At 64.4% G+C, this 25,669-nt stretch carries 22 protein-coding genes; 16 read left to right on the forward strand and 6 right to left on the reverse strand.

What is annotated here, in order from left to right:
* Positions 1–59 precede the first annotated feature (59 nt).
* The 9 genes from mnmA to QN085_RS16780 all read left to right on the forward strand — a co-directional run bounded on the left by mnmA (position 60) and on the right by QN085_RS16780 (position 10,766).
* Entirely contained in the window at positions 60–1,184 is a 1,125-nt protein-coding gene (mnmA, locus tag QN085_RS16740; RefSeq protein ID WP_023662389.1) for a tRNA 2-thiouridine(34) synthase MnmA, read from the forward strand.
* Positions 1,181–1,807, forward strand: a complete 627-nt coding sequence (gene hflD / locus QN085_RS16745; RefSeq protein WP_015270973.1) for a high frequency lysogenization protein HflD — start codon at positions 1,181–1,183, stop codon at positions 1,805–1,807. Before mnmA ends, hflD begins: the two co-directional genes overlap by 4 nt.
* Before the next feature lie 237 nt (positions 1,808–2,044).
* Positions 2,045–3,415: an adenylosuccinate lyase gene (gene purB / locus QN085_RS16750; protein WP_013973297.1), complete on the forward strand. Its 1,371-nt coding sequence runs from the start codon at positions 2,045–2,047 to the stop codon at positions 3,413–3,415.
* An 81-nt stretch (positions 3,416–3,496) separates the two neighbouring features.
* Entirely contained in the window at positions 3,497–4,663 is a 1,167-nt protein-coding gene (locus QN085_RS16755; protein ID WP_285687434.1) for a ribosomal protein uL16 3-hydroxylase, read from the forward strand.
* Positions 4,656–5,084 (forward strand): GNAT family N-acetyltransferase, encoded by a 429-nt coding sequence (locus QN085_RS16760; protein WP_003258855.1) that lies wholly within the window; start codon positions 4,656–4,658, stop codon positions 5,082–5,084. Before QN085_RS16755 ends, QN085_RS16760 begins: the two co-directional genes overlap by 8 nt.
* A 200-nt stretch (positions 5,085–5,284) precedes the next feature.
* Positions 5,285–7,228 carry a DNA topoisomerase III gene (locus tag QN085_RS16765; protein WP_038409959.1) on the forward strand — a complete coding sequence of 648 codons (1,944 nt, stop codon included), beginning with the start codon at positions 5,285–5,287 and terminating at the stop codon, positions 7,226–7,228.
* A 233-nt stretch (positions 7,229–7,461) separates the two neighbouring features.
* Positions 7,462–8,751, forward strand: a complete 1,290-nt coding sequence (locus tag QN085_RS16770) for an NAD(P)/FAD-dependent oxidoreductase (protein WP_013973301.1) — start codon at positions 7,462–7,464, stop codon at positions 8,749–8,751.
* Positions 8,752–8,954: 203 nt separating this feature from the next.
* Positions 8,955–9,785, forward strand: a complete 831-nt coding sequence (locus QN085_RS16775) for an alpha/beta fold hydrolase (protein WP_023661251.1) — start codon at positions 8,955–8,957, stop codon at positions 9,783–9,785.
* A gap of 201 nt (positions 9,786–9,986) precedes the next feature.
* Positions 9,987–10,766, forward strand: coding sequence for a TSUP family transporter (locus QN085_RS16780; protein ID WP_013973303.1), 780 nt, complete (start codon positions 9,987–9,989; stop codon positions 10,764–10,766).
* Between the two features lie 130 nt (positions 10,767–10,896).
* Here the strand turns inward: QN085_RS16780 and nudC are convergent, their stop codons facing one another.
* Entirely contained in the window at positions 10,897–11,727 is an 831-nt protein-coding gene (gene nudC, locus QN085_RS16785; RefSeq protein ID WP_285687439.1) for an NAD(+) diphosphatase, read from the reverse strand.
* A 36-nt stretch (positions 11,728–11,763) separates the two neighbouring features.
* Positions 11,764–12,576 (reverse strand): crotonase/enoyl-CoA hydratase family protein, encoded by an 813-nt coding sequence (locus QN085_RS16790; RefSeq protein ID WP_013973305.1) that lies wholly within the window; start codon positions 12,574–12,576, stop codon positions 11,764–11,766.
* Between the two features lie 150 nt (positions 12,577–12,726).
* On the opposite strand from QN085_RS16790, the gene nhaB reads away from it, so the two are divergent.
* The 4 genes from nhaB to QN085_RS16810 all read left to right on the forward strand — a co-directional run bounded on the left by nhaB (position 12,727) and on the right by QN085_RS16810 (position 16,808).
* Positions 12,727–14,229, forward strand: a complete 1,503-nt coding sequence (gene nhaB / locus QN085_RS16795; RefSeq protein WP_013973306.1) for a sodium/proton antiporter NhaB — start codon at positions 12,727–12,729, stop codon at positions 14,227–14,229.
* A gap of 201 nt (positions 14,230–14,430) precedes the next feature.
* The gene (locus QN085_RS16800) at positions 14,431–15,045 is read left to right on the forward strand and encodes a dihydrofolate reductase family protein (RefSeq protein ID WP_024087388.1); all 615 of its coding nucleotides are present in this window, start codon (positions 14,431–14,433) and stop codon (positions 15,043–15,045) included.
* Positions 15,046–15,125: 80 nt separating this feature from the next.
* Positions 15,126–15,671, forward strand: a complete 546-nt coding sequence (locus tag QN085_RS16805; RefSeq protein ID WP_013973308.1) for a lipocalin family protein — start codon at positions 15,126–15,128, stop codon at positions 15,669–15,671.
* A 177-nt stretch (positions 15,672–15,848) separates the two neighbouring features.
* Positions 15,849–16,808: a ribonuclease Z gene (locus tag QN085_RS16810; RefSeq protein WP_013973309.1), complete on the forward strand. Its 960-nt coding sequence runs from the start codon at positions 15,849–15,851 to the stop codon at positions 16,806–16,808.
* Between the two features lie 42 nt (positions 16,809–16,850).
* Here QN085_RS16810 and QN085_RS16815 read toward each other — a convergent pair whose 3' ends face one another.
* Entirely contained in the window at positions 16,851–18,134 is a 1,284-nt protein-coding gene (locus tag QN085_RS16815; RefSeq protein WP_024087389.1) for a Zn-dependent hydrolase, read from the reverse strand.
* A 137-nt stretch (positions 18,135–18,271) separates the two neighbouring features.
* A complete protein-coding gene (locus QN085_RS16820; RefSeq protein WP_013973311.1) occupies positions 18,272–19,762 on the reverse strand; it encodes an NCS1 family nucleobase:cation symporter-1 in 1,491 nt (496 codons plus the stop codon).
* Between the two features lie 341 nt (positions 19,763–20,103).
* Here QN085_RS16820 and hydA point away from each other — a divergent pair, with 341 nt between their 5' ends.
* The 3 genes from hydA to preA all read left to right on the forward strand — a co-directional run bounded on the left by hydA (position 20,104) and on the right by preA (position 24,400).
* Positions 20,104–21,543: a dihydropyrimidinase gene (gene hydA, locus QN085_RS16825; RefSeq protein WP_023662371.1), complete on the forward strand. Its 1,440-nt coding sequence runs from the start codon at positions 20,104–20,106 to the stop codon at positions 21,541–21,543.
* A 214-nt stretch (positions 21,544–21,757) separates the two neighbouring features.
* Complete coding sequence (locus QN085_RS16830; protein WP_041505784.1) at positions 21,758–23,125, forward strand: NAD(P)-dependent oxidoreductase; 1,368 nt, start codon at positions 21,758–21,760, stop codon at positions 23,123–23,125.
* A complete protein-coding gene (gene preA / locus QN085_RS16835) occupies positions 23,126–24,400 on the forward strand; it encodes an NAD-dependent dihydropyrimidine dehydrogenase subunit PreA (protein ID WP_013973314.1) in 1,275 nt (424 codons plus the stop codon). It abuts the gene before it with no gap.
* A gap of 183 nt (positions 24,401–24,583) precedes the next feature.
* Here preA and QN085_RS16840 read toward each other — a convergent pair whose 3' ends face one another.
* Positions 24,584–25,204, reverse strand: a complete 621-nt coding sequence (locus QN085_RS16840; RefSeq protein WP_015270992.1) for a TetR/AcrR family transcriptional regulator — start codon at positions 25,202–25,204, stop codon at positions 24,584–24,586.
* On the reverse strand, positions 25,204–25,560 hold the full coding sequence (locus QN085_RS16845; protein ID WP_013973316.1) for a VOC family protein: 357 nt from the start codon (positions 25,558–25,560) through the stop codon (positions 25,204–25,206). Before QN085_RS16845 ends, QN085_RS16840 begins: the two co-directional genes overlap by 1 nt.
* Positions 25,561–25,669: the final 109 nt, after the last annotated feature.

The raw sequence follows: 25,669 nt of genomic DNA on the forward strand, positions 1-25,669 counted from the left end.
GCGCCGCCGCAGGTTTGATAGAATTGGCGTTTTTCCCCCTTTGATACACACCGGTACCCATGACCAGCCCAGCACTCAAAGACCCCGCCAAGACCCGCGTCATCGTCGGCATGTCCGGCGGCGTGGACTCTTCCGTCTCCGCCCTTCTGCTCATGGAGCAGGGCTACCAGGTGGAAGGGCTGTTCATGAAGAACTGGGAAGAAGACGACGGCACCGAATACTGCACCGCCCGTGAAGACCTGGCCGACGCCCAGGCCGTGTGCGACCGCATCGGCATCAAGCTGCACACCGCCAACTTCGCCGCCGAATACTGGGACAACGTGTTCGAGCACTTCCTCGAAGAGTACAAGGCCGGCCGCACGCCCAACCCGGACATCCTCTGCAACCGCGAAATCAAGTTCAAGGCGTTCCTCGACTACGCCCTGTCGCTGGGTGCCGACCTGATCGCCACCGGCCACTACGTGCGCCGCCGCGACACCGGCGGGCTCACCGAACTGCTCAAGGGCCTGGACCCGAACAAGGACCAGAGCTACTTCCTGCACGCCGTCGGCGGCAAGGAAATCGCACGTACCCTGTTCCCGGTTGGCGAGCTGGAAAAGCCCGAAGTACGCGCCATTGCCGAAAAGCACGGCCTGGCCACCGCCAAGAAAAAGGATTCCACCGGCATCTGCTTCATCGGCGAGCGTCGCTTCAGCGACTTCCTCAAGCAATACCTGCCGGCCCAGCCGGGCAACATCGAGACCACCGACGGTGAAGTGATCGGCCGCCACCACGGCCTGATGTACCACACCATCGGCCAGCGCCAGGGCCTGGGCATTGGCGGCCTGAAGGACGCCGGTGACGAGCCGTGGTACGTGCTGCACAAGGACCTGACCCGCAACGTGCTGGTGGTCGGCCAGGGTAATGAACACCCGTGGCTGTTCTCCCGCGCCCTGCTCGCTTCGGAAATTTTCTGGGTCAACCCGGTCGACCTCAGCAACCCACGCCAGCTCACCGCCAAGGTGCGTTACCGCCAAAGCGACCAGCAGTGCACCCTGGAGCTGACCGAAAGCGGCTACCGCGCAGTGTTCGACGAACCGCAACGCGCCGTCACCCCGGGCCAGTCGGTGGTGTTCTACGACGGCGAAGTGTGCCTGGGCGGCGGCGTGATCGAAGCTGCCGAGCCGTGGAGCCCGCGTGCATGAGCAACCTGCAGGAGCAGCTGATTGCGTTGGGCGGTGTGTTCCAGGCCGCCGTACTGGTCGACCGCATCGCCCGCACCGGCCAGGCCAGCGAGGCCAACATCGGCTGCATGCTGGGCAGCCTGCTGGTCCGTGACCCCAAGGACACCCTGGAAGTTTTCGGCGGTGACGACCTGAACCTGCGCGACGGCTATCGCGCGCTGGTCGGTGCGCTGGAGCGCGACCCCAGCAGCCTGCAGCGCGAGCCACTGCGCTACGCCCTGTCGATGCTGGGCCTTGAACGCCAGTTGAACAAGCGCGGCGACCTGCTCGACACCATCGGCAACCGCCTGCCGCAAATCCAGTCCCAGGCCGAGCATTTTGGCCTGGTTCATGAAAACGTCATCGCTTCCAGCGGAGCCTTGTACCAGGACACCCTGAGCACCTTGCGCCAGCGCATCCAGGTGCATGGCGACATGCGCTTCCTGCAGCAGGCCAGCAACGCCTCGAAGATCCGCGCCCTGCTGCTGGCCGGCATCCGCGCCGCACGCCTGTGGCGCCAGCTGGGCGGGCACCGCTGGCAGCTGGTATTCAGCCGGCGCAAGCTGTTGAACGAACTGTACGACATGATGCGCAGCCCCTCCTGACAGGGGTTTGACAGTTCCGGCCTCATCGCCGGCAAGCCAGCTCCCGCAGGATATGCACTGTGCTCAAGACCGGTGCATTACCAGCGGGAGCTGGCTTGCTGGTGATAGGGCCAGAACAGGCAATGCACAATGCCACAGCTGATTTATGGCCCGACCTTTGGTCAGCCACCCGACTCGGGCGCGAAATTCATGTATGATATGCGCCCTTCCAAAAGCCTGACTGTCCGAGAACACCCCATGCAGCTCTCTTCGCTCACTGCGGTTTCCCCTGTAGACGGCCGTTATGCCGGCAAAACCCAGGCCTTGCGCCCCATTTTCAGCGAATTCGGCCTGATCCGTTTCCGCGCCCTGGTCGAAGTGCGCTGGCTGCAGCGCCTGGCCGCCCACCCGCAGATCGGCGAAGTGCCGGCGTTCTCCGCCGAAGCCAACGCCCTGCTGGACAGCCTGGCCACCGACTTCAAGCTCGAGCACGCCGAACGCGTCAAGGAAATCGAGCGCACCACCAACCACGACGTCAAGGCGATCGAATACCTCCTCAAGGAGCAGGCCGCCAAGCTGCCTGAGCTGGCCAAGGTCAGCGAGTTCATCCACTTCGCCTGCACCAGCGAGGACATCAACAACCTGTCCCACGCCCTGATGCTGCGCGCCGGCCGTGACGAAGTGCTGCTGCCGCTGATGCGCCAGATCGCCGACGCCATCCGCGCCCTGGCTCACGCCCACGCCGACGTGCCCATGCTGTCGCGCACCCACGGCCAGCCGGCTTCGCCGACCACCCTGGGTAAAGAACTGGCCAACGTTGTGTACCGCCTGGAGCGCCAGATCGCCCAGGTTGCCGCCGTGCCGTTGCTGGGCAAGATCAACGGCGCCGTGGGCAACTACAACGCCCACCTGTCGGCCTACTCGCAGATCGACTGGGAGCAGAACGCCCGCGCCTTCATCGAAGACGAGCTGGGCCTGCAGTTCAACCCGTACACCACCCAGATCGAGCCGCACGACTACATCGCCGAGTTGTTCGACGCCATCGCCCGCTTCAACACCATCCTGATCGACTTCGACCGCGATGTGTGGGGCTACATCTCGCTGGGCTACTTCAAGCAGAAGACCGTTGCCGGTGAAATCGGCTCGTCGACCATGCCGCACAAGGTCAACCCGATCGACTTCGAAAACTCCGAAGGCAACCTGGGTATCGCCAACGCGCTGTTCCAGCACCTGGCCAGCAAGCTGCCGATCTCGCGCTGGCAGCGTGACCTGACCGACTCCACCGTGCTGCGCAACCTGGGCGTGGGCTTTGCCCACAGCGTCATCGCCTACGAAGCCAGCCTGAAAGGCATCGGCAAGCTGGAAGTCAACGAAGCCCGCATCGCCGCCGACCTGGACGCCTGCTGGGAAGTGCTGGCCGAGCCGATCCAGACCGTGATGCGCCGCTTCAACATCGAAAACCCCTACGAGAAGCTCAAGGAGCTGACCCGTGGCAAGGGCATCACCCCGGAAGCGCTGCTGACCTTCATCGACGGCCTGGACATGCCAGCCGAAGCCAAGGCCGAGCTCAAGCAGCTGACCCCTGCTACCTACATCGGCAACGCGGCAGCACAGGCCAAACGCATCTAAGCTGACCGTCGCGTTCAACGCCCGGCCTGGCCGGGCGTTTTTATTCCCGGACGAAAATTACATTTTTTCAATAGGTTGAACATGAATCCTGATACTCCACTGCAGCTGCTCGGCGGCATCTCGGCCCGCGAATTCATGCGCGACTACTGGCAGAAGAAGCCGCTGCTGGTGCGCCAGGCATTCCCGGACTTCATCAGCCCGATCGACCCCGACGAGCTGGCCGGCCTGGCCCTGGAAGAGGAAGTAGAGTCGCGTATCGTGCTCGAGCACGGCGCGCACCCGTGGGAGCTGCGCCGCGGCCCGTTCACCGAAGACACCTTCGCCGAGCTGCCGGAAAAGGACTGGACCCTGCTGGTGCAGGCCGTGGACCAGTTCGTCCCGGAAGTAGCCGAACTGCTGGAAAACTTCCGCTTCCTGCCCAGCTGGCGCATCGATGACGTGATGATCAGCTTCGCCGCCCCTGGTGGCAACGTCGGCCCGCACTTCGACAACTACGACGTGTTCCTGCTGCAGGGCCACGGCCAGCGCAACTGGAAAATCGGCCAGATGTGCAGCAGCGACAGCTCGCTGCTGGAGCACGCCGACCTGCGCATCCTCGCCGACTTCGAGCAGAGCGATGAGTGGACCCTGGAGCCGGGCGACATGCTTTACCTGCCACCACGCCTGGCCCACTACGGCGTGGCCGTGGACGACTGCCTGACCTACTCGGTAGGCTTCCGCGCGCCAAGCGCCGCCGAAGTGCTGACCCACTTCACCGATTTCCTCGGCCAGTTCCTGCCCGACGAAGAACGCTACAGCGACGCCGATGCCCAGCCGGTCAGCGACCCGCACCAGATCCAGCACGACGCCCTCGACCGCCTCAAGGCGCTGCTCGACAAGCACATGGGCGACAAGGACCTGCTGCTGACCTGGTTCGGCCAGTTCATGACCGAGCCGCGCTACCCCGAGCAGATCGTCGGTGAAGAGCTGTCCGAGGAAGAACTGATCGATGCCCTGGAACAAGGCGCCATCCTGATCCGCAACCCGAGCGCGCGTCTGGCCTGGTCGGAATTCGAAGAAGACCTGCTTCTGTTCGCCAGCGGCCGCAGCTGCCCGCTACCGGGCAAACTGCGCGAGCTGCTGAAGCTGGTTTGCGCGGCTGACGCCCTGCACATCGACAACCTGGGCGAATGGCTGCAGGATGAAGATGGCCTTATGCTGGTACAGCAGCTGGTCAAACAAGGAAGCCTGGGATTCGCCAATGAATAAGATTCGTGTGCGCCTCGCCGACTGGCACAAGGACAACGCCGACATCCGCCGCATCCGCGAAGCGGTGTTCATTGCCGAACAGCACGTGCCGCCGGAGCTGGAGTGGGACTCGGACGACCCGACCGCCGCGCACTTCCTGGCCCTGGAAGGCGACTACCCGATCGGCACCGCGCGCCTGCTGCCTGACGGCACCATTGGCCGGGTCTCGGTGCTGAAGGACTGGCGCGGGCTGAAGGTGGGTGACGCGCTGATGAACGCGGTGATTGTCGAAGCACAGAACCGCGACCTTAAACAGCAGATGCTCAGCGCCCAGGTGCACGCCACGCCGTTCTACGAGCGGCTGGGCTTTCGCGTAGTCAGCGAAGAGTTCCTCGAAGCCGGCATCCCGCACGTGGACATGGTGCGCGACTCGCGCGCCTGATCCACGACCTTCGCACAGGCCCCCCACAAATTCTGAAGATTGTGGGGAGCCTGTGGGAGCGGGTTCACCCGCGAAGAGGCCGGCACAGCCAAGACATCCCCTCTGACAAAAAACCTGTACATCCATCCAGATAAAACTTGCCTCCGCGCCCTCGCTTGCGCATCCTATCGCCCATCACCCCCGATGAAGCGTCCCCGGCCATGCGCCTGTTCCTCTGCGAAAAACCCTCCCAGGCAAAAGACATCGCCAAAGTGCTCGGCGCCAACCGCAAGGGCGATGGCTGCTGGCAAGGCACCGACGTCTGCGTGACCTGGTGCATCGGCCACCTGCTGGAAACCGCCCCGCCCGACAGCTACGACGAACGCTACAAGCGCTGGAACCTGGCCGACCTGCCGATCATCCCGGAAAAGTGGAAAATGCTGGTCAAGCCCAAGACCGCCAGCCAGTTCAAGGCAGTCAAGCGCCTGCTCGGCGAAGCACGCGAACTGGTGATCGCCACCGACGCCGACCGCGAAGGCGAAATGATCGCCCGCGAACTGGTCGAGCATTGCCGCTACCGCGGCCCGGTGCAGCGCCTGTGGCTGTCGGCACTGGACGACGCCTCCATTCGCAAGGCCCTGGCGCGGCTGCTGCCGGGCCACGAAACCTTCAACCTGTACCACTCGGCGCTGGGCCGTTCGCGCGCAGACTGGCTGATCGGCATGAACATGAGCCGGCTGTTCACCCTGCTGGGCCGCCAGTCGGGGTATCAGGGCGTGCTGCCGGTGGGCCGGGTGCAAACGCCCACCTTGCGCCTGGTGGTCGACCGAGACCGCGGCATCGCCGACTTTGTGCCGGTACCGTTCTGGGCCATCGACGTGCAGCTCGAACACGCAGGCTTTGGCTTCAACGCCCAGTGGCGCGCCCCCGATGACGCCTGCGACGACCAGGGCCGCTGCCTGAACCAGGCCCTGGCGCAGCAGGCTGCCGCCGACATCGGCAATGCGGGTACTGCCCGGGCCGTGAAGGTGACCACCGAACGCGTGCGTGAAGCGGCACCCCTGCCCTTCGACCTTGGCACCCTGCAGGAGCTGTGCTCGAAAAAGTTCGGCCTCGGCGCCCAGGAAACCCTCGACATCGCCCAGGCCCTGTACGAAACCCACAAGCTGATCACCTACCCGCGCAGCGACTGCGGCTACCTGCCGCAAAGCCAGCACGCCGAAGCGCCAGCCATCCTCGCCGCCCTGCAACGTTCCGATGCCAGCCTGGCGCCGCTGCAGCCCTATCTGGAGCCGCAACGCCGATCACGGGCGTGGAACGACGCCAAGGTCAGCGCCCACCACGGCATCATCCCCACCGCCGCTGCCAGCGACCCGTCGCGCCTGCCAGCCAAGCACAAGGCGGTGTACACCCTGATCCGCGCCCGCTACCTGGCGCAGTTCCTGCCCAACCATGAGTACGACCGCACCCAGGCCGACTTCGACTGCGCCGGCCATGCCCTGCGTGCCGTAGGCAAGCAGATCGTCGAACCAGGCTGGCGCCGTGCTCTGCCCGAGGCGCTGACCCCGGCCAAGGGCCGCGAGGCACCACCGGCCCAGGTGCTGCCGGCGCTGCGCGAAGGCCAGGACTGCACGGTGCAGGGCCTGCAATTGAAAGACCTGTGGACCCAGCCGCCCAAGCCGTTTACCGAAGGCGACCTGATCAAGGCAATGAAGAACGTGGCCAAGCTGGTGGACGACCCGCGGCTGAAGCAGAAGCTCAAGGAAACCACCGGTATCGGCACCGAAGCCACCCGCGCCAGCATCATCCAGGGCCTGCTTGACCGCGGCTACCTGGTGAAGAACGGCAAGGCGCTATCCGCCACCCCTGCGGCCTTCAGCCTGATCGACGCCGTACCTCGCGCCATTGCCGACCCTGGTACCACAGCTATCTGGGAGCAGGCGCTGGACATGGTGCAGAGTGGCGAGATGACGCTGGAAGAGTTCGTCGCCCGGCAGTCGGCATGGATGGGCAAGCTGGTCGAACGGTGCAGCGGCATGCGCATGACCATCAGCGGGCCGGCAGCCGGGGCTGCGCCGCCGTGGAAGAAAAAGCGGAGGGGTGGCGGGAAAGGCAAAGCGGCCGCAGGCAAGCCAAGACAGCCTCGAAAAAAGGCGACAACCTGAAAATTTTGCACTCTCAGGTCAGGCCCCTTCGCGGGTAGACCCGCTCCCACAGTTACAGCGCCGACCTCGAGACCGTTGATGACTCTGTGGGAGCGGGTTTACCCGCGAAAGGGCCTGGACAGGAAAACAACAACCCGAGGTAAGCCACAAACCCGGCCAATGCATTGGCGCCATGAAATTTACCTGCTAAGTTTTCATGAAAATAAACACAAGAATTTTCATGAGACCCCTGCATGTTCAAACAATCCGCCCAGCACGTCGCCAGCTACTACGCCCAGACCTACCCCGCCAGCATTCCCCTGCACCCTACCCTGCAAGGCAGCCACGACACCGAGGTCCTGATCATCGGCGCCGGCTTCAGCGGTCTGCACACCGCCTTGCGCCTGACCCAGGCCGGCAAGCGTGTAACGCTGCTGGAAGCCAGCCGCGTGGCCTGGGCCGCGTCCGGCCGCAACGGCGGCCAGGCACTGCTCGGCTGGTCGTGCGACATGCCGCCGCTGGAAAAGGCTTTGGGCACCGAACGCACCCAACGCCTGTGGGCCAGCATGTGCTGGGCCGCCGATGAAATGCGCGAACTGCCCGAGCGCCACGGCTTCGACATCGACTACCGGCTGGGCAGCCTGTGGACCGCCGTACTGCCGCGCCGGGTAAAGATGCTGGAAGAAGCCCTGCATGAGGCCGAACACAAATGGGGCTACGACGCCCTGCGCCTGATCGGCCGCGACGAGCTGCCGCAGTGGATCGACAGCCCGCGCTACCAGGCCGCGCTATACGACGCCAAAGGCGCCCACCTCAACCCGCTGAAGCTGGCCCAGGGCCTGGCCAGCACCATCGAGGCGGCTGGCGGGCGGATCTACGAACAGAGCCAGGTGCTCAACTACCAGAAAGCCGGCGATGGCTATGTGGCCCGTACCGACCGCGGCGAAGTACGCTGCCAAGTGCTGGTGCTGGCCTGCAACGCCTACATCGACCGCCTCGACCGCAATCTGTCGCGCCGCCTATTGCCGGTTGGCTCCTATCAGGTAGCCACCGCACCGCTGGATGCCGACTTCGCCCAGTCGCTACTGCCGCACAACAGTTGCGTGATCGACAACCAGTTCGTGCCCGACTATTTCCGCCTCACCCCGGACCATCGCCTGCTGTTCGGCGGCGGCTGCACCTATCTGGGCGGTATTCCCGAAGATGTCGCCAGCGCTACCCGCCCCTACCTGGAGCGGGTATTTCCGCAGCTGGCCGGGGTAGCCATCGACTATGCCTGGGGCGGCCATATCGACTGCAGCATCCAGCGCACCCCGGATGTCGGTCGCGAGGGCCAGCGCTACTGGCTGCAGGGGTTCTCGGGCCATGGCGTGCTACCTACACTGGCGGCGGCGCGGGCGGTAAGCGATGCCATTCTTGGCGACGACGACCTGCTGGCGCTGTACCAAGGCATCGACAACGGCCGCTTCCCCGGCGGCGACCTGCTGGCGGCGCCGCTGGAGGCTGCGGCCAAGGCCTGGTACCGGATGCGCGACCGCGTCTGATTAGTTGACACAACTCCCCTGTGGGAGCGGGCATGCCCGCGAAACAGGCGTCGCGATGGATGGCACCGGCTTCGCCGGTGTTCGCGGGCTCGCCCGCTCCCACAGGGGACCGTGCAAATCCGCACCCATAATCTCCAGTGCCAAGCCAAATCCCTCCTATTCTCAATAGCTCCCTTCGCTTCCTGTACACAGGAGACCCGACCATGAGCTATGTAACTACAAAGGACGGCGTACAGATCTTCTACAAGGACTGGGGCCCGCGCGATGCACCGGTTATCCACTTCCATCACGGCTGGCCTCTCAGCGCCGACGACTGGGATGCCCAGTTGCTGTTCTTCCTCGCCCATGGTTACCGCGTGGTTGCCCACGACCGCCGCGGCCATGGCCGCTCCAGCCAGGTATGGGACGGCCACGACATGGACCATTACGCCGACGATGTGGCGGCGGTCGTCGCTCACCTGGGCATCCAGGGCGCCGTGCATGTCGGCCACTCGACCGGTGGCGGTGAAGTGGTGCGCTACATGGCCCGGCACCCTGAAGACAAGGTGGTCAAGGCCGTGCTGATCGCCGCCGTACCGCCATTGATGGTGCAGACGCCCGGCAATCCTGGTGGCCTGCCCAAATCGGTGTTCGACGGTTTTCAGGCCCAGGTCGCCAGCAACCGTGCGCAGTTCTACCGCGATGTGCCGGCCGGACCGTTCTACGGCTACAACCGCCCCGGTGCAGAAGGCAGCGAAGGCGTCATCGGCAACTGGTGGCGCCAAGGCATGATTGGCAGCGCCAAGGCCCATTACGATGGCATCGTGGCGTTTTCCCAGACTGACTTCACCGAAGACCTGAAGGGCATCACCCAGCCGGTGCTGGTGATGCACGGCGACGATGACCAGATCGTACCGTATGAAAATTCCGGGGTACTGTCGGCGAAGTTGCTGCCCAACGGCACACTGAAGACCTACAAGGGCTACCCGCACGGCATGCCGACTACCCATGCCGATGTGATCAATGCGGATTTGCTGGCGTTTATCCGTAGCTGATGTGATGGCCTGTACCGGCCCTTTCGCGGGCGCGCCCGCTCCCGCAGGTACTGCACAAGTCTTGAAATGTGCAGGTAACCTTGGGAGCAGGCATGACCGCGAAAGGGCCGGCACTGGCAACACACCTCCCCCCAGGATTACCATGTCACCCTTCTAGTGCGGCCCTTTGCCGCCCCCTGCCTCCCTGCCTGCCAAAACCCCATGCCCTTCGAACTCACCGTAGAACCCCTCACCCTGCTGATCCTGGCCCTGGTCGCCTTCGTCGCCGGTTTCATCGATGCCATCGCCGGCGGTGGCGGCCTGCTCACCACCCCGGCGCTACTCACCGCGGGCATGCCGCCGCACCTGGTACTGGGCACCAACAAGCTCAGCTCTACCTTCGGCTCGGCCACCGCCGGCTTCACCTACTACAGGCGCAAGCTGTTCCACCCGGCGCAATGGCGCCCGGCATTGTTCGCCACTTTGGTCGGTGCTTTGCTGGGTGCAGTGATCGCCCACTACATGCCGGCCGAATGGCTGAACAAGATGTTGCCGGTGATCGTCTTCGCCTGTGGCGTCTACCTGCTGTTCGGCGGCACGCCCAAGGCGCCGCTGGATGCCGATGCGCCGATCAGGAAAAAGTGGCAAGTACCGCAAGGCTTTACCCTGGGCTTCTATGACGGCGTGGCCGGCCCGGGTACCGGGGCGTTCTGGACGGTTAGCACCCTGCTGCTCTACCCCATCGACCTGGTCCGTGCCAGCGGCGTGGCGCGCAGCATGAACTTCGTCAGCAACATCGCAGCGCTGACGGTGTTCATCATTTCCGGGCAGGTGGACTACATCGTCGGCCTGTGCATGGGCCTGTCGGTGATGGTTGGCGCCTTCTTCGGCGCACGCACGGCGATCAGTGGCGGCAGCAAGTTCATCCGCCCAGTGTTCATCACCGTGGTGCTGGCATTGACCGTGCGCCTAGCGTGGCAGCACTGGTTCGGCCAAGCCTGATGGGCTGTGATACCCCTGCTTTCCCGCCCTATCTGCGCGAGAAATGTCCTCCGCCGTCGTTGCAGGACTTGGCAATGGAATGACCATTGCCTGCGCCCTGCGCCTAGTCGGAGAACATTTCTCACTGCAGCTAGGACGGGAAAGCAGGGATATCACAGCCCAGCCGCCGTGCAACATACAGGTCGATCAGATACCGGGCGATGGACCGCCCGGCCGGCAGCGGCGGCAGGTCGTGAACGCTGAACCACTTGGCGTCCTCGATCTCGTCCGGCTGCATGACGATCTCGCCGCCAGCGTATTCGGCGTGAAAGCCCAGCATCATCGAGTGGGGGAACGGCCAGCACTGGCTGCCGACGTACTGGATGTTCCTTACCTCCACCGCTACCTCCTCACGCACTTCGCGCACCAGGCAGTCCTCGGCCGACTCGCCCGGTTCGGCGAAGCCCGCCAACGTGCTGTACACCCCGGTTACAAAACGTGGCGAACGCGCCAGCAGGATTTCGTCGCCACGGGTCACCAGCACGATCATGCTCGGCGAAATGCGCGGGTAGCTGCGCAGATCGCACGGCTGGCAGTACATTGCCCGTTCCCAGCGAATTTGCGTCATCGCCTGGCCACAGCTGCCGCAGAATCGGTGCTCGCGGGCCCAGGTGCCGATCTGCGCGGCATAGCCCAGCACCTTGTATGTGTCGGAGTCACCTTCGAGCATGAACGCGCGAAGGCCGCGCCAGGAGCAGCCGGGCACATCGGTGGCGCTGCGCAGCTCCAGCAGGAACACCGGCTGGCCGTCGAAGTGGCCGATGCCGTGCTCGCACAGTACGTCGAGGTCCTGGCGCTTGAGCCAGTCGCGAGGGAACAGCGCGCCGTTGTCGTCCACCAGGAACCCTTCCGGGCTGCGGGCCACGGCCAGCCCCCCGGTGATCTGCGGGTCGAGTACTGCGGTAGTCCAGCGTGCTGACATGTCGGGGGTTCCCTTACTTCGCGTCCCCCGGCCTGATCAGTCGGCGAACGTCGGTTTCTGTTTGCTCATGTGCGCCGCCACCGCCACGCGCAGGTCTTCGGACTGCAGCATCGCGGCGTTCCAGGTGGCGATGTACTCCAGGCCATCATCGATGCGATGGTCACGCATGTAGCTGAGCATTTCCTTGGTGCCGGCCACGGCGATCGGCGATTTTGCGGCAATCTCGCCAGCGATGGCAAAGACCCCGTCCATCAGCGCGGCCTGATCATCATAAACCCGGTTGACCAGGCCGATGCGCAGCGCCTCTTCTGCCTCGACATTGCGCCCGGTGAAAGCCAGCTCACGCATCATGCCGTCACCGATGATACGAGGCAAACGTTGCAGTGTGCCGACATCGGCGGCCATGCCCATGTCGATTTCCTTGATCGAGAACTGCGCGTCGCTGCTGCAGTAGCGCATGTCGCAAGCCGAGATGAGGTCGATGGCGCCGCCAATGCAGTAACCCTGCACCGCGGCCAGTACCGGCTTGCGGCATTTGTCCACGGCATTGAACGACGCCTGCAGGCGCAAGATGGTGCTGCGCAGGAAGCGCGCGTTACGCCCCACGTCCTTGCCCATCTGCCCGGCCAGCGAAGCCAGCATCATCAGGTCGATACCGGCGGAAAAATGCTTGCCGGCACCGCTGATCACAACCGCCCGCACCGCGTCGGTGTCGTCGACCCACTGGAAGATGTCGATGATCTCCTCCCAGAAGGCCGCGTTCATCGCATTGCGCTTGTCCGGGCGGTTGATCTGAACGTGGGCGATGCTGTTGGTCAGTTCGACCTTGAATGCGCTGTACTCGGTCACGGGCGGCACTCCTGCGGATAAAGGGTTCATGGCCCGGATGTTAACCCAGCCCGATGACCGCACTTGTGCCAAAAACGGGACTTTACGCCTTGCCTAAGACGCGCTGATCCGGCACCGTGCGCCATCGCCGAATCATAAGGATACAAATTCATGTCGCGCTCCCTGACCGGCGCCCTCGCCCACAGCTTTCTGGGCCAGTCGCCGCTTTGGTACAAGGCAGTCATCTGCCTGTTCCTGGTGCTCAACCCGCTGCTGCTGGTGACCGTCGGCCCGGTCGCTGCCGGCTGGGCACTGGTGCTCGAATTCATCTTCACCCTGGGCATGGCCCTGAAGTGCTACCCGCTGATGCCTGGCGGCCTGCTGCTGGTCGAAGCCCTGCTGTTGCAGATGACTACCCCGCAAGCCCTGTACGAAGAGTTGCAGCACAACTTCCCGGTGATCCTGCTGCTGATGTTCATGGTCGCGGGCATCCACTTCATGAAGGAACTGCTGCTGTTCCTGTTCTCGCGCATCCTGCTGGGGGTGCGTTCGAAGGCGACCCTGGCGTTGCTGTTCTGCGTGCTGTCGGCATTCCTCTCGGCGTTTCTCGATGCACTGACCGTGACCGCCGTGATCATCAGCGCCGCGGTCGGTTTCTATGCGGTGTACCACCGCGTCGCCTCCGGGGCCAATCCGCGCGAAGACAGTGCGCTGGACAGCGACCAGCAGGTCGCACAGTTGCACCGTGAAGACCTCGACCAGTTCCGCGCATTCCTGCGCAGCCTGCTGATGCATGGTGCGGTGGGCACCGCCCTGGGCGGCGTGTGCACGCTGGTGGGCGAACCGCAGAACCTGCTGATCGGCCACGAAATGGGCTGGCACTTTGCCGATTTCTTCCTGAAGGTGGCACCGGTGTCGCTCCCGGTGCTGGGCGCCGGCCTGCTGACCTGCGTGCTGCTGGAGAAGCTGCGCCTGTTCGGCTATGGCACGCTGATGCCCGAGCCAGTGCGCCAGGTGTTGGCCGCCTATGCCGCCGAGGACGATGCTGCACGCACGACTGCCCAGCGCATCGCGCTGTGGGTGCAAGGGTTCGCTGCATTGATCCTGATCTTCTGCCTGGGGCTGCACGTTGCCGAGGTCGGCCTGATCGGCCTGATGGTGATCGTGCTGATCACGGCATTCACAGGCATTACCGACGAACATCGCCTGGGCCGTGCCTTCCAGGACGCCATGCCGTTCACCGCTTTGCTGGTGGTGTTCTTCGCCGTGGTGGCAGTGATTCATCAGCAGCAACTGTTCAGCCCGTTGATTGCCTGGGTGCTGGCGCTTCCGGCCGAGCAGCAACCGGGCATGCTGTACCTGGCCAACGGCCTGCTGTCGGCGATCAGCGACAACGTGTTCGTTGCCACCATCTACATCACCGAGGTGAAGCAGGCGTTCCTCAATGGCAGCATGAGCCGCGAGCATTTCGAGACGCTGGCGGTGGCGATCAACACCGGCACCAACCTGCCGAGCGTGGCAACGCCGAATGGGCAGGCGGCGTTCCTGTTCCTGCTGACTTCGGCGATTGCGCCGCTGATCCGGCTGTCGTATGGGCGAATGGTGTGGATGGCCTTGCCCTATACCGTAGTGATGGGTGGGCTGGGGTGGTGGGCGGTGACCTACTGGCTTTGAGGTAGCCTGCGCCGGCCTCTTCGCGGGTGAACCCGCTCCCACAGGTACTGCACAGCCTTCGAAACTGTGGTGATCATGTGGGAGCGGGTTTACCCGCGAAAGGACCAGTGCAGACCACTCAAACAGCCCTGTCGATTCTGCTGCCTGCCATTCGACTATCCCATGCCCCCAGCCACCCCGGCTGCACACAGGAGAGTCCCCATGCGCAAACTCATCGTAGCCGCCTTCATCAGCCTCGACGGTGTCATGCAGGCCCCCGGTGGTCCGCAGGAAGACACCAGCGGCGGCTTCACCTACGGCGGCTGGATCGTACCCTACGCCGAGGAAATCTTCGGCCAAGCCATGCAAGCCCTGTTCAGCCAGCCCTTCGAACTGCTGTTGGGCCGGCGCACCTACGACATCTTCGCCGGCTACTGGCCAAAGGTAAAAGGCAGCTCGGAAGACTTCTCCATCGCCAACCTGTTCAACAGCGTGCCCAAGCACGTGGCCACCCACACCCCCGCAACCCTCGACTGGCACAACAGCCATGCACTGGGCGCAGACATCACCGCAGCGGTCCACGCGCTGAAACAGAAGGACGGCGCCAACCTGCTGACCCAGGGCAGCAGCGATCTGGTGCAGCAACTGCTGGCGGCGGGCCTGGTCGATGAACTGCAACTGCTGATCCACCCGTTGCTGCTCGGCCACGGCAAGCGCCTTTTCGGCGACGATGCGGCAGCGGCGGCCTTCACACTGCAGCATTCGCAGGTTTCGCCCACGGGCGTGCTCATCGCCCGTTACGTGCGTGCAGGCGAAGTGCAGACCGGTTCGTTCTGAAAGGCATAATCCTGTACAACTTTTGCCTCTCGCTCGCATCGAAACCCAAGTAAGCCCCGTCCGTATCAAGGAGGTTCACCATGGCGCTACGCACCACGTTGCTGCTTTCCTGCATGACCTTGGCCCTGCTCGGCTGCGCCGGCAACGATCACCCGGCACCGCCGCGTACCCAGCAGGTCGACCTGCAACGTTACCAGGGCACCTGGTACGAACTCGCCCGGCTGCCGATGTTCTTCCAGCGCAACTGCGTGCAGTCCGAGGCGCAGTATGGCCTGCGAGAGGATGGTCGCCTCGACGTGACCAACCGCTGCCAGGAAAAGGACGGCCAGTGGAACCAGGCCAAGGGCATCGCCGAAGCCCAGCAACCGGGCAGCACCGACAAGCTCTGGGTGCGCTTCGACAACTGGTTCAGCCGCCTCGCGCCCGGCCTTACCAAGGGCGAGTACTGGGTGCTGTACCACGACCAGGACTACCGCGTAGCCTTGGTCGGCCACCCGAACCGCGAATACCTGTGGCTGCTTTCACGCACGCCTGCAGTCACGGACCAGATGCGCGAGCAACTGCTGACGATCGCCCGGGAGCAAGGCTATGACACCAGCAAGCTCATCTGGCGGCAGGCCGAGTAGGCAAGGCCTGGCAGGCCATCGACGACATGCGGCAATCCGGCTAAGGTGTGCGCCCTTACTACCTCGAAGGAACGAGCCCGTTGAGTACCACGCCGCCACCAGCACCTTGCATCCGCCCGACACCCATCGGCCCGCTGGTGGAGACGTTACTGCTGGGCTGAAACAAGGAGCCAGACCATGGATTTGCTGTTCCTGGGCACCTCCGCCGGCGTGCCGACCAAGGCACGCAATGTGAGCGGTACCGCAGTGATCGAGGCCAGTGGCAGCCACTGGTACCTGGTCGACTGTGGCGAAGGCACCCAGCACCGGTTGCTGCACACGCCGCTGTCGATCCGCGACTTGCGCGCCATCTTCATCACCCACGTGCACGGCGACCATTGCTTCGGCCTACCGGGCCTGCTGGCCAGCGCCGGCATGAGCGGGCGCACCCAGCCGCTGGACCTTGTCCTGCCCGCCGCCCTGCACGACTGGGTGCGCCAGGGGCTGGTGGCCAGCGATACCTTCCTGCCGTTCGAACTGCGCCTGCTGGCCGTGGAAGAGCTGGTGGAATGGCGCAGTGATGCCCTGGAAGTGACCAGCGTGCAGTTGTCGCACCGGGTGCCGAGCGTCGGCTTCGTGTTCACCGAGCTCAACCCCGAACCGCGACTGAACATCCCGCGCCTGGAAGCCGAAGGTATCCCCCGCGGCCCGCTGTGGGGCGAGCTGGCCAAGGGTTTGACGGTGCAGCATGGCGGGCGGCGGCTGCACGGCAAGGATTACCTGCGCCCTTCGCGCCCGCCGCGGCGGGTGATCGTGTGCGGCGACAACGACAACCCCGAGCTGTTGGCCGACGTCGCCAGGGGCGCGGACGTGCTGGTGCACGAAGCCACGTTCACCCAGGCGGTGGTCGAGCGCACGGGGGTCACCTTCGGCCACAGCACCGCAGCTGCGGTGGCGCGCTTTGCCGAAACTGCGGGCGTGCGCAATTTGGTGCTGACGCATTTCAGCGCCCGCTACCAGCACGACCCACGGCGCAGCCCGAGCATCGACAACGTGCGCGACGAAGCCCTCGCCCACTACAGCGGGCAGCTGACCCTGGCGCAGGACCTGCAGCGCTATCACATCGGGCGCGATGGCTGTCTTGAGCCCGCGGGATGAATTGTGGAGATTCGCAGGTGCTCGCCACAACCCGCCGCTCCACTATGCCGCCAACCGCCCACGGGCAATCGCCTCCGACGCCGCCAGCATCGCGCGCAGCAACACCGCGCAGCCCGCAGCCAGGTCCTCGGGCGTGGCGTTCTCGATCTCGTTATGGCTGATACCGTTCTCGCACGGAACGAAAATCATCCCCGCCGGCCCCAGTTCGGCCAGGAAGATCGCGTCGTGCCCCGCGCCGCTGACGATGTCCATGTGCGGCAGGCCCAGCGCCTGCGCCGATTCGCGCACGGCATCGACACACCCTTGGTCGAAGTACAACGCCGGGAAATCGGCTGTGGGTACCAGTTCGTGGCTGAGGCCATGCCTGGCACAGGTCGCCTCGATCACCGCACGCACATCGGCAATCATCGCATTCAGCTGCTCACCCTCCAGGTGGCGGAAATCCAGGGTCATGCGCACTTCGCCGGGGATCACGTTGCGCGAGCCCGGGTAGGCCTGCAGGCACCCCACCGTCCCACAGGCATGGGGCTGGTGGCCGAGGGCGGTGCGGTTGACTGCCTCCACCACTGCCGCCGCGCCGACCAGGGCGTCCTTGCGCAGGTGCATGGGCGTAGGGCCGGCGTGGGCCTCGACACCGCGCAGGGTCAGGTCGAACCACTTCTGGCCCAGCGCGCCCAGCACCACGCCGATGGTCTTGCCCTGATCTTCGAGGATCGGGCCTTGCTCGATATGCGCTTCGAAATAGGCCCCCACCGGGTGGCCTGATACAGCGCGCGGGCCGGCGTAGCCGATGGCGTTCAACGCCTCACCAACGCTGACACCCTGGGCGTCGCGCTTGGCCAGGGTTTCCTCCAGGGTGAACTTGCCGGCGAACACCCCGGAGCCCATCATGCACGGCGCAAAGCGCGAGCCTTCCTCGTTGGTCCACACCACCACTTCCAGCGGTGCTTCGGTTTCCACGCCGAGATCGTTGAGGGTACGAATTACCTCCAGCCCGGCCATCACCCCGAAGCAACCGTCGAACTTGCCACCGGTGGGCTGGGTGTCGATATGGCTGCCGGTCATCACCGGGGGCAGCTTGGGGTTACGCCCAGGGCGACGGGCGAAGATGTTGCCGACGGCGTCGATGGTGACCGTGCAACCGGCGGCCTCGCACCACTGCACGAACAGGTCGCGGGCCTGACGGTCGAGGTCGGTCAGGGCCAGGCGGCACACGCCACCCTTGGCGGTAGCACCGAGGCGGGCCAGGTCCATCAGGGACTGCCACAGGCGGGTGCTGTCGATGTGGTGCTGGGTGGATTGCAGTACTTGTTGGGCTGGGGTCATGGGATTTTCCTCAGGCATTTTTGTTGTCTGTGCCGGCCTCTTCGCGGGTAAACCCGCTCCCACAGGTACAGCGTTGGCCTCAGGACCTGCGCTGTACCTGTGGGAGCGGGTTTACCCGCGAAGAAGCCGGCGCGGTCTCACGGCAAAGGCTTGACCACCCGAGCCGGGCTGCGCGCGACCACGCGGGCCAAGAGGTAATACAGCGCCCCACCCAGCAGCGAACCGGTGAACCAACCGTAGTCGTAGAACCAGCTGAAACTGCTGTTGCCAATCGCCATGACGGTCAGCGCCACCGGCAACGCAAAGGCGGCAAAACCGGCCCAGTTCCATGCCGGGTACACGTCGTCACGGTACAGCCCGGCCAGGTCCAGCTCCTGCCGGCGGATCAGGAAGTAGTCCACCACCATGATCCCGGCGATCGGCCCCAGCAGGCTCGAATAGCCCAGCAGCCAGTTGGAGTACACGCTCTCCAGGCTCAGGTCGGAAACGATCCAGCCCAGCTTCTTCAGCAACTCATGGCCCATCAGCGCCAGGCCGATGAAACCGGTCAACCACACCGCGCGGCTGCGCCCGATCAGGCGTGGGGCAATGTTCTGGAAGTCGTTGGTCGGCGACACGATATTCGCTGCAGTATTGGTCGACAGCGTGGCGATCACGATCAGCGCCATGGCCAGGGCCACCCAGAACGGGCTGTGGATCTTGCCGATCAGGCTGACCGGGTCGGACACGGTCTCGCCAACCAGCGATGCCGAGGCAGCAGTCAGCACCACGCCCAGCGAGGCGAACAGGAACATGGTCAGCGGCAAGCCGAAGATCTGCCCGAGAATCTGGTCCTTCTGGCTGCGGGCGTAGCGGCTGAAGTCGGGGATGTTCAGCGATAGCGTGGCCCAGAAGCCGACCATGGCGGTAAGCCCGGCGCAGAAGTAGCCGAGCATGTTCGCCCCTTCCGGGCGCTTGGGCGGCTGGGCCAGCAGTTCGGTCATCGACATGTGCGGCAAGGCCCAGAACAGCAGGCCGACGCCGACCGCCACCAGCAGCGGTGCCGACAGCGTTTCGAGCCACTTGATCGACTCGGCGCCACGCAGCACCACCCACAGGTTCAGGCACCAGAAGATCATGAAGCCGATCACCTCGCCGGTGCCGCCCAGGGCCTTCCAGCCGTCGAACACCGAGCCAAGGAACAGGTGGATGGCCAGGCCACCGAACATGGTCTGGATGCCGAACCAGCCACAGGCGACCACCGCCCGGATCAGGCATGGCACGTTTGAGCCGAGTATGCCGAACGACGAACGCAGCAGCACCGGGAACGGAATGCCATACTTGGTGCCAGGGAAGGCGTTGAGGGTGAGCGGGATCAGCACGATCAGGTTGGCCAGCAGAATAGCCAGCAAGGCCTCGCCCACGCTGAGGCCGAAGTAGGCGGTCAGCACGCCACCGAGGGTGTAGGTGGGCACGCAGATGGACATGCCCACCCACAGGGCGGTGATGTGCCATTTGTTCCAGGTGCGCTGGTGCACCTTGGTCGGGGCGATGTCGTGGTTGTAGCGCGGGCTGTCGAGGACATCGCTACCTTCGGACAGCTCGAACAGGCCATCGCGCTCGACCACTTCCGATCTGCTCTGCTGCATGGGGGCTCTCTCCAGATTTTCTTCTAGTTGTTGCCCATCGGGCTGATGCGATGGCCGGAGTACTCACGGTTCATGTGCTTGAAAATCTCGACCAGATTTTCATCTTGTCAAGTAAGTCAAAGCATCAGAAAGCTACGCAGCCAGCGCCAATAATTAAATTAACCCTTTAATTTCAATTACTTAAAAACCACAAAATTAATGGGAAAATTTTCTTGCCGAATCGCGGATCAGCATCTAGCCTCGAATCTTGTCAGGCCTGACAGGATTAACCGCCCTGCCCGCCCTGCATGAAGAAAACTCCAAGAACCGGCCCAGACCGGTCAGCCTGCGAGGAAAACGGCATGTCCCTGTTGATCCGTGGCGCCACCGTGGTCACCCACGAAGAGAGTTACCCCGCTGATGTCCTGTGTGCCGATGGCCTGATCCGTGCCATTGGGCAAAACCTCGAACCGCCCACCGACTGCCAGATCCTCGACGGCAGTGGCCAGTACCTGATGCCCGGCGGCATCGACCCGCACACCCACATGCAGCTGCCGTTCATGGGCACGGTGGCCAGCGAGGATTTCTTCAGCGGCACCGCCGCGGGCCTGGCCGGTGGCACCACCTCGATCATCGACTTCGTCATCCCCAACCCGCAGCAGTCGTTGCTTGAGGCCTTCCACACCTGGCGCGGCTGGGCGCAGAAAAGCGCCAGCGACTATGGCTTCCATGTCGCCATCACCTGGTGGAGCGAGCAGGTAGCCGAAGAGATGGGCGAACTGGTGGCCAACCATGGGGTGAACAGCTTCAAGCACTTCATGGCCTACAAGAATGCGATCATGGCCGCCGACGACACCCTGGTGGCCAGCTTCGAGCGCTGCCTGCAACTGGGTGCAGTACCCACCGTGCATGCCGAGAACGGCGAGTTGGTGTACCACCTGCAAAAAAAACTGCTGGCCCAGGGCCTGACCGGGCCGGAAGCCCACCCGCTGTCACGCCCATCCCAGGTCGAGGGTGAAGCGGCCAGCCGAGCCATCCGCATTGCCGAGACGCTGGGCACACCACTGTATCTGGTGCACGTTTCCAGCCGCGAAGCGCTGGATGAAATCGCCTATGCCAGAGGCAAGGGCCAGCCGGTCTACGGCGAAGTCCTGCCCGGCCATCTGCTGCTGGATGACAGCGTCTACCGTGACCCTGACTGGGCCACCGCCGCAGGCTACGTGATGAGTCCCCCGTTCCGTCCGCGTGAACACCAGGAGGCGCTGTGGCGTGGGCTGCAATCGGGCAACCTGCACACCACCGCCACCGACCACTGCTGCTTCTGCGCCGAGCAGAAAGCCATGGGGCGCGACGATTTCAGCCGTATCCCCAACGGCACTGCCGGCATCGAGGACCGCATGGCAGTGCTGTGGGATGCAGGGGTCAACAGCGGGCGCCTCTCGATGCATGAGTTCGTTGCGCTGACCTCCACCAACACCGCGAAAATCTTCAACCTGTTCCCGCGCAAGGGTGCCATTCGTGTTGGTGCCGACGCCGACCTGGTGCTGTGGGACCCGCAAGGCACGCGCACCATCTCGGCCAAGACCCACCACCAGCAGGTGGACTTCAACATCTTCGAAGGCCGTACCGTGCGCGGCATCCCCAGCCATACCATCAGCCAGGGCAAAGTGCTCTGGGCCGATGGCGACCTGCGCGCGGAAAAAGGCGCGGGGCGGTATGTGGAACGGCCGGCGTATCCGTCGGTGTATGAAGTGCTGGGGCGCAGGGCCGAAGTGCAGCGGCCGACGCCCGTCCAGCGCTGAAGCCATTGGGGCTGCTGCGCAGCCCATCGCAGGCAAGCCAGCTCCCACAGGAATAGTGCTGCTCTCAAGGACGTGGCTCTCCTGAAGGAACCAGCTCTTACAGGGATGGCACTGCTCTCAAGGACAACACTGTACCTGTGGGAGCTGGCTTGCCGGCGATTGGGGCGCACCGCGCCCCCATTCCAAGCCCCATATAAAAAGAGAGGCTACAACCGTGATCGACGCCCTGAACCACTTGCCGCGCCCACGGGCCGGCGCCGACCAGCTGGCCGAGCGCTTCAGCGACCTGGCCCCACCCCTCACCGCCCGCCAGGCCGCCGTCGAAAGCGCACGCTGCCTGTATTGCTATGACGCCCCCTGCGTCAACGCTTGCCCCAGTGACATCGACATCCCGTCGTTCATCCACCGCATCAGCGACGAAAACCTGCAAGGCGCCGCCGAGCGCATCCTCTCGGCCAACATCCTCGGCGGCAGTTGCGCCCGCGTCTGCCCCACCGAAATCCTTTGCCAGCAAGCCTGCGTGCGCAACAACGCGCAGGAATGCGCACCGGTGCTGATCGGCCAGCTGCAGCGCTATGCTCTGGACAACGCCCACTTCACCGAGCACCCGTTCCAGCGCTCGCCGGCCACCGGCAAACGCATCGCCGTGGTCGGTGCCGGCCCTGCCGGGCTGTCGTGTGCCCACCGCCTGGCCATGCACGGGCATGATGTGGTGGTGTTCGAGGCCAGCGACAAGGCCGGTGGCCTCAACGAGTACGGCATCGCCCGCTACAAGCTGGTGGACGACTATGCCCAGCGTGAAGTGGAATTCCTGCTCGGCATCGGCGGCATCGAGATCCGCCATGGCCAGCGCCTGGGCAGCAACCTCGGCCTGGGCGAACTGCGCGATCAGTACGACGCAGTGTTCCTCGGCCTGGGCCTGAATGCCGTGCGCCAGCTCGGCCTGCCTGATGAAGAAGCACCCGGCCTGCTCGCCGCCACCGCCTACATCCGCGAACTGCGCCAGGCCGACGACCTGAGCCAGTTGCCCCTGGCCGACCGCTGCCTGGTGATCGGCGCCGGCAACACCGCGATCGACATAGCCGTGCAGATGAGCCGCCTGGGTGCCCGCGACGTCAACCTGGTGTACCGCCGTGGCCATGCAGACATGGGCGCCACCAGCCACGAGCAGGACATCGCCAAGGCCAACCAGGTGCGCCTGCATACCTGGGCCCGCCCCGATGCCGTGTTGCTGGACGACAGCGGCAAGGTGCGCGGTATGCGCTTTGCCCGCACCGAGCTGGCAGACGGCCGCCTGCGCGACACCGGCGAAACCTTCGAACTGGCTGCCGATGCCATCTTCAAGGCCATCGGCCAACGCTTCGACGACACCAGCCTCGGCGACCCGGTAGCCGCACAACTGGCGCGCGACGGCGAGCGCATCCGCGTCGACGAAACGATGCAGACCAGCCTGCCGGGCGTCTATGCCGGCGGTGACTGCACCGCCCTGGGCCAGGACCTTACCGTCCAGGCCGTGCAACACGGCAAGCTGGCCGCCGAAGCCATCCATGCCCAACTCATGCTCAACGTGGAGGCTGCGTAAATGGCCGACCTGTCCATCGAATTTGCCGGCATCAAGGCACCCAACCCCTTCTGGCTGGCTTCCGCACCGCCAACCGACAAGGCCTACAACGTGGTCCGCGCCTTCGAGGCCGGCTGGGGTGGCGTAGTGTGGAAAACCCTGGGCGAAGACCCGGCGGCAGTCAACGTGTCGTCGCGCTACTCGGCGCATTACGGCCCCAACCGCCAGGTGCAAGGCATCAACAACATCGAGCTGATCACCGACCGCTCGCTGGACATCAACCTGCGCGAAATCACCCAGGTGAAGAAGGACTGGCCCGACCGCGCGCTGATCGTGTCGCTGATGGTGCCGTGCGTGGAAGACTCGTGGAAGTTCATCCTGCCGCTGGTGGAGGCCACCGGGGCCGATGGCATCGAACTGAACTTCGGCTGCCCGCACGGCATGCCGGAGCGCGGCATGGGTGCTGCGGTCGGCCAGGTGCCGGAGTACGTGGAGATGGTCACCCGCTGGTGCAAGACGTACTGCTCGCTGCCGGTGATCGTCAAACTCACGCCGAACATCACCGACATCCGCCAGTCGGCGCGCGCCGCGCACCGTGGTGGGGCCGATGCAGTGTCGCTGATCAATACCATCAACTCGATCACCAGCGTCGACCTCGATCGCATGGTCGCCCACCCCATCGTTGGCGACCAGAGCACCCATGGCGGCTACTGCGGTTCGGCGGTGAAACCGATTGCCCTGAACATGGTGGCGGAAATCGCCCGCGACCCGCAAACGCGCGGCTTGCCCATCTGTGGCATTGGCGGCATCGGCAGTTGGCGTGACGCAGCCGAGTTCATGGCCCTGGGCAGTGGCGCTGTACAGGTGTGCACGGCAGCGATGCTGCACGGTTTCCGCATCGTCGAGGACATGAAGGACGGCCTGGCGCGCTGGATGGACCAGCACGGGCACCGCAATATCGAGGCGTTCCGCGGCCAGGCGGTGGGGCATACCACCGACTGGAAGTACCTGGACATGAACTACAAGTCGGTGGCGCACATCGACCAGCAAGCATGCATTGGCTGCGGGCGCTGCCACATTGCCTGCGAGGATACTTCGCACCAGGCGATTGCCAGTACGCTGAATGCAGATGGCACGCATGCCTACAGCGTGATCGAGGAGGAATGCGTGGGCTGCAACCTGTGCCAGATCACCTGCCCGGTGGAGAACTGCATCGAGATGGTGGCTCAGGATACCGGCAAGCCGTACCTGAACTGGACGCAGGACCCGCGTAACCCCTACCGCGAGGCCAGTTGAGGCAGTCTTCTACCCCACCGACTGACGCGGTCCTTTTTGTGGGAGCGGCCTTGTGTCGCGAAAGGGGCGCGAAGCGGCCCCGGGATTTCAGCTTCGCAGCGTGAATTGCCGGGGCTGCTGCGCAGCCCTTTCGCGACGCAAGGCCGCTCCCACAATAGGACCGCGGCAGCATGCAACTTCGGTTCAAGGCTCCAGCCCGATCCCCCGCAAGATCACGCTGGTCACCGTCTGCACGGCATTTTCAAAGGCCATGTCCGACAACGCCTCCCCGCCATTGAGCAACGTCACCTGGTAACCAAAGTCGGCATAGTGCTGGGTCGAGGCCCAGATCATGTACAAAAGCGCCGAGGGCTCCACGGGCAGGATGCGCCCCTCCTCCACCCAGCGACGGATCTTGGCTTCCTTCAGCTTGGCCCAGGGCACCAGGCTTTCATCCAGGTTCACCCCCAGCACCGGCGCCCCATGCAGCATCTCTTCGGCCCAGATCTTCGAGCCCAGCGGCCGCGAGCGCGAGTGGCCCATCTTCGCCCGGATGTAACTGGTCAGCACCACGCGCGGGTCGTCGAAGTTCTCGAAGCACAGCGCGTCCTGCTTCCACACATCCAGCAGGTCCTGCAGCACCGCGCGGAACAGGTCGTCCTTGGTGCTGAAGTAATAATGCAGGTTGGAACGCGGCAACTCGGCCTGCTCGGCGATATCACCCATCGAGGTGGCGCCGTAGCCCTTCTCGGCGAACACCTTCTCCGCCGCCTGCAGGATCTTCTCGATATTGCGCCGGCGGATTTCGATCTTGTGGTTGGCCATCAGGCTTGGGCCGTCCACACCGCCAGCTCATAACCGTCCGGGTCAATGAAGTGGAAGCGCCGCCCACCGGGAAAAGCAAAGGTGGCCCGGCTGATTTTCGCCCCGGCGGCTTCGATCCTCTGCTGCGTGGCTTCCAGGTCCTCGGCATACAAGATGACCAGCGGCCCGCCCGGGCGCACCGGCTCACCCGTGGTGAAGCCACCGATCAGCCGGCCATCACTGAACTCGGTGTAGGAGGGCCCGTAGTCGGTGAACGCCCAACCGAACACACCGCCATAGAAGGCCTTGCTCCGTGCGATGTCGCTGACATTGAACTCGATGTTGTCGATCTGCCGGTCAGTACCGCGAATGCCCATGTGTGCTCCGTGCCGAAGGGGTTTGCCCTAGTCTACTCCGCTTACTCCAAGCCAGCGCAATCCCTGTAGGAGCGGCCTTGTGTCGCGAAAGGGGTGCGTAGCGCCCCGG

Source organism: Pseudomonas sp. M2(2023), assembly GCF_030263955.1.
In the GTDB taxonomy this organism is placed as follows: domain Bacteria; phylum Pseudomonadota; class Gammaproteobacteria; order Pseudomonadales; family Pseudomonadaceae; genus Aquipseudomonas; species Aquipseudomonas asiatica.

Coding starts and splice junctions, on each gene's coding strand:
- QN085_RS16815 (WP_024087389.1), bottom strand. CDS start 18,134: ATGACCCCAGCCCAACAAGTACTGCAATCCACCCAGCACCACATCGAC.
- QN085_RS16760 (WP_003258855.1), top strand. CDS start 4,656: ATGAATAAGATTCGTGTGCGCCTCGCCGACTGGCACAAGGACAACGCC.
- preA (WP_013973314.1), top strand. CDS start 23,126: ATGGCCGACCTGTCCATCGAATTTGCCGGCATCAAGGCACCCAACCCC.
- QN085_RS16770 (WP_013973301.1), top strand. CDS start 7,462: ATGTTCAAACAATCCGCCCAGCACGTCGCCAGCTACTACGCCCAGACC.
- nhaB (WP_013973306.1), top strand. CDS start 12,727: ATGTCGCGCTCCCTGACCGGCGCCCTCGCCCACAGCTTTCTGGGCCAG.
- QN085_RS16805 (WP_013973308.1), top strand. CDS start 15,126: ATGGCGCTACGCACCACGTTGCTGCTTTCCTGCATGACCTTGGCCCTG.
- QN085_RS16780 (WP_013973303.1), top strand. CDS start 9,987: ATGCCCTTCGAACTCACCGTAGAACCCCTCACCCTGCTGATCCTGGCC.
- hydA (WP_023662371.1), top strand. CDS start 20,104: ATGTCCCTGTTGATCCGTGGCGCCACCGTGGTCACCCACGAAGAGAGT.
- QN085_RS16800 (WP_024087388.1), top strand. CDS start 14,431: ATGCGCAAACTCATCGTAGCCGCCTTCATCAGCCTCGACGGTGTCATG.
- QN085_RS16840 (WP_015270992.1), bottom strand. CDS start 25,204: ATGGCCAACCACAAGATCGAAATCCGCCGGCGCAATATCGAGAAGATC.
- QN085_RS16755 (WP_285687434.1), top strand. CDS start 3,497: ATGAATCCTGATACTCCACTGCAGCTGCTCGGCGGCATCTCGGCCCGC.
- QN085_RS16775 (WP_023661251.1), top strand. CDS start 8,955: ATGAGCTATGTAACTACAAAGGACGGCGTACAGATCTTCTACAAGGAC.
- mnmA (WP_023662389.1), top strand. CDS start 60: ATGACCAGCCCAGCACTCAAAGACCCCGCCAAGACCCGCGTCATCGTC.
- QN085_RS16820 (WP_013973311.1), bottom strand. CDS start 19,762: ATGCAGCAGAGCAGATCGGAAGTGGTCGAGCGCGATGGCCTGTTCGAG.
- QN085_RS16810 (WP_013973309.1), top strand. CDS start 15,849: ATGGATTTGCTGTTCCTGGGCACCTCCGCCGGCGTGCCGACCAAGGCA.
- QN085_RS16845 (WP_013973316.1), bottom strand. CDS start 25,560: ATGGGCATTCGCGGTACTGACCGGCAGATCGACAACATCGAGTTCAAT.
- QN085_RS16765 (WP_038409959.1), top strand. CDS start 5,285: ATGCGCCTGTTCCTCTGCGAAAAACCCTCCCAGGCAAAAGACATCGCC.
- purB (WP_013973297.1), top strand. CDS start 2,045: ATGCAGCTCTCTTCGCTCACTGCGGTTTCCCCTGTAGACGGCCGTTAT.
- nudC (WP_285687439.1), bottom strand. CDS start 11,727: ATGTCAGCACGCTGGACTACCGCAGTACTCGACCCGCAGATCACCGGG.
- hflD (WP_015270973.1), top strand. CDS start 1,181: ATGAGCAACCTGCAGGAGCAGCTGATTGCGTTGGGCGGTGTGTTCCAG.